Origin of the sequence: Sphingomonas sp. CCH9-F2, assembly GCF_001556735.1 — a bacterium.
In the GTDB taxonomy this organism is placed as follows: domain Bacteria; phylum Pseudomonadota; class Alphaproteobacteria; order Sphingomonadales; family Sphingomonadaceae; genus Sphingomonas; species Sphingomonas ginsenosidimutans.
This window is the reverse complement of the sequence record NZ_LSJO01000025.1, coordinates 1-3,345: the sequence shown is the minus strand read 5'-3', so window position 1 is coordinate 3,345 and position 3,345 is coordinate 1. Positions and strand designations below refer to the sequence as shown.

The following is a 3,345-nucleotide window of genomic DNA, read 5'->3' as shown; positions in this document are numbered from 1 at the left end:
GGCGGGGCCAGGACACCCCTACCCGCTGCGCTACCCGATCGCGCGCGAGCCGAACTGACGCGCGGTCACTCCGCGACGCCGTCGTCGAAGCGCGGCGCGCGGCGGAAGTCCGCCTTGCCGAACGGCCGGTCGTGGAAGAGATAGCCGTAATAGAAGGATCGCAGCCGCGCGTGGAAGGCGCGGATGCGATCCTGATACGCAAGCTGTCCGGCCAGGTCGGTGCGCGCGAGCCGCGTGAGCAGCCCCTGGACCCCGACGGAGGGCAGCACCCAGCCGAGCGCGCGCCCCGCCCGGTCGCGCCGCTCCAGGCCATCGCGATACGCGCGCACCTGCCCGGCCACGCCTTCATCGGCATTCTGGTGGAAGGCGAGGTACCATTTGTAGTGGAAATCAGGCCCGAGCGGGGGTGAGTCCGCCCATTCGGGGTGCGCGGCGTAGAAGCGTCGCATCGTGTCCTCGCGCGGGATGTCCCATGCGTGATTGACCGCCTCGCGCTGCGCCAGCGCGATCTCCGCGCCCTGCGCGATCGGCACCGCACGATTGATCGCGACGTTGCCGAGCGTCGGCACGATCAGCACCAGCACGAGCCACAGCGCCGCCAGCGTGGCGGCGTTGGCGACCGAGCTCCAGCGGAACCGCCCGACCAGCGCGGCGAGCGCGATCCAGAACAGCAGGTAGGCGAGAGTCACCACGAGCACGATGAGGATCGGACCGACCGCGACCCCTTCGACAACGGCCGCGATCGCGAAGGGGAGGCCCAGTGCCGACCACAGCAGCGCGAGCCGCAGTAGCGTCCGCCGCCGCCACAGCGCGGCGCCCCCGCGCGGCAGCGCCTCCAGCGTTCGCTGCCGCCCGGCCTCACGCTCGCCCGACACGAGATCATGGAACAGCGCGATGACGAACAACGGTGCCAGGAACACCAGCACGAAGGCGAAATCGAAGCGCCCCGGCAGCGCCAGTTCGGGATTGAACGTATCGCCGTCGTAGATCTGCGCCTCAAGCCCCAGCGCGCGCACCCGCAGGATGAACGGCGACACGTCGCGCATGCCAAGCGCCGCGAACGCCAGCGGCGCGGGCGGATCCCATGTCGGATGGAAGCTGTAATACGCCGCGCTTCCCGCGTCCTTGCTGCGGCCGACATAATCGGCGACCGCGCCGATATCCTGCGCCTGCGCGGCCGGGACCGCGGCGATCGCGGCGCGCTGCCGCGCGATCTCCGCCATGCCGGCCGCGACCGCCGCCGCGCCGAGCAGCGCGAGCAGCACCAGCGCGAACGCACTCAGCCGCTGGCGCAGCAGCAGGCGCAGCTCGTGGGTCCACAGGGTCATCGACGTGCTCCGAGGCGGCGGGTGGCAAGGGCGAGCAGCGCCACGGCCACCACCAGCCACAAGGCCAGCAGGGTCAGGCCGGGCAGCGCGCCGCGGACCAGCATGGCGCCGCTCGGCGCGACGAAGCGGAAGTCGGGGATCGCCTGCCAGTTCGCGGCCGCGATCCGCTTGCGGCGATCCGCGCCGGCGTCGGTCGCAGTGTCGTTCGCATAGCTGACCGCCTCGGCCTCCAGCCGGTTCAGCCGCTGCACCAGCGCGTAGCGATAGCGCTCGGCCTGTTCGAGGAAGCGGCGGTGCGCGGCGAAATCGGTGCCGGCCGCGGCCATCGACAGTCCGCGCAGCGCGATCGCGGGGCTGAGCAGGCCGCTCGCGGCGACCAGCCCGTTCTGCCGCGCCTGTGCGCCATAGCTTTCGGCGGCATAACGGTCGAACAGCCCCGACGTCAGCCGCTCGCCCTCGACCGCCAGCAGGCCCTTGTAGTTGTACGGCAGGTCCTCGACGCGGGTGACCTTGTAGCGGTCGAGCAGCCCCTGCTTGAACTGCGCGAAATGCGGGTCGTCGGGATTGTGGCTGTCGCCGAGACCGCGCAGATCGCGCGCGATCGCGACATCGGTCTGGAGCCGGTTGCGCAGCGGCACGGCGTTGGCGGCGACATCCGGCATGGCGCGCGGCAGCAGCACCGTGGTCACCGCCCAGAGGGCGACCAGCGCGAGCAGTGCGTCGCGGCTGCGTCGCACCAGTGCCGAAACCAGCAGGATCAGCACCGTCCACAACCCGAGATAGAGGAGGTAGCCGAGCGCGATCACCAGCATCGGCAGGGCCAGTGCGCCGGGCTGTCCGGCGATGGCGACCAGCCCCAGCATCGCCGGCAGCGCGGCGGCGACCGCGACGGTGCCGAGCGCCAGCAGCTTGCCGGCCACGACCTGCCCGCGCGAGGCGCCTTGCAGCATCAGCAGGCCGAGCGTGCCGCGTTCCGTTTCGCGTGCCAGCGCGCCGAAGCCGAGGAAGATCAGCAGCAGCGGCGCCACGATCTGGAGCACGAAGGCGGGGGTCAGCTGCCCGAACCGGACCAGCAGCGAGCTTTGCCGCACATCACCGAAATTGGCGGTGTTCTGCCGGTGGCCTTCGAGGAACATGCTGCTGCCGGTGAAGGCGTCGACGCCGGGATCGAACGCGGCCAGCGGCCCCAGCGGGCGGAAGATGAAGTGGCCGTAATGCACCATCCGGTGCGGATGCCGGTCGGGCTGCGCGTCGAAGGCGTGCTCGGCCTCATGCTGGTGGCGCGCGCGCAGATCGGCGGCGGCACGCTGGTGCGACCAGCTGCTCGCCACCGCGACCAGCGTCAGCAGCACGATCAGCGCGAAGGCGATCAATGCGACGCGGTTGCGCAGCATCAGCCGCAATTCGTCGCGCGCGATCAGGCGGACGATCCTCACGCCGCGCGTCCGACGCTGGCGACCTGGAACCGCGCGTGGAGCGCGCGCACGTCGAACCGGTCGGGACCGCTCGCGACGACGCGGTGCGCGACGCGCCCGGCTTCCAGGAACGCGATCTCGTCGGCGACGTCCACCGCGCTCAACAGATCGTGCGTGACCATCAGCACCGCGGTGCCGCGGTCGCGCACCGCGGCGACCAGCGCGTTGAAGTCCGCCGTGGCCCGGGGGTCGAGGCCGGAGGTCGGCTCGTCGAGCAGCAGCACCGGCACCGCGCGCAGCAGCGCGACCGCGATCGCCACCTTCTGCCTCATCCCCTTGGAAAAGCCGCCGAGCCGCTGGTCCCACGCCCGCTCCTGCAAGCCCGCCGCCTGCAGCGCATCGGTGATCGCCTCCCGCCCCTTGCGCTCGTCACTGAGCGCCAGCAGGTAATCGGCATTCTCGACGGCGGAGAGATGATCGTAGAGCGCAACGTTTTCCGGCAGATAGGCGATGTGGCGACGCGCACCGTCCGGATCGGCGCGCGGATCGATGCCGCAGACGGCGACCCGCCCCGCCCCCCCGCGCGCGAAGCCGAGCAGCGC

At 71.5% G+C, this 3,345-nt stretch carries 3 protein-coding genes; all 3 read right to left on the bottom strand.

The window, feature by feature from the left end; genetic code table 11:
• Positions 1–65 precede the first annotated feature (65 nt).
• Positions 66–1,328 (bottom strand): DUF3526 domain-containing protein, encoded by a 1,263-nt coding sequence (locus AX685_RS00930; protein ID WP_066484429.1) that lies wholly within the window; start codon positions 1,326–1,328, stop codon positions 66–68.
• Positions 1,325–2,764 (bottom strand): ABC transporter permease, encoded by a 1,440-nt coding sequence (locus AX685_RS00925; protein WP_156445580.1) that lies wholly within the window; start codon positions 2,762–2,764, stop codon positions 1,325–1,327. The genes AX685_RS00930 and AX685_RS00925 overlap by 4 nt, the downstream gene beginning before the upstream one ends.
• A partial coding sequence (locus tag AX685_RS00920; RefSeq protein WP_066484423.1) for an ATP-binding cassette domain-containing protein occupies positions 2,761–3,345 on the bottom strand: 585 nt, incomplete at its 5' end. The genes AX685_RS00925 and AX685_RS00920, both read right to left, overlap by 4 nt.

Excerpts from the sequence above, each read along its gene's own strand:
- AX685_RS00930 (WP_066484429.1), bottom strand. The coding sequence starts at position 1,328 with ATGACCCTGTGGACCCACGAGCTGCGCCTGCTGCTGCGCCAGCGGCTG.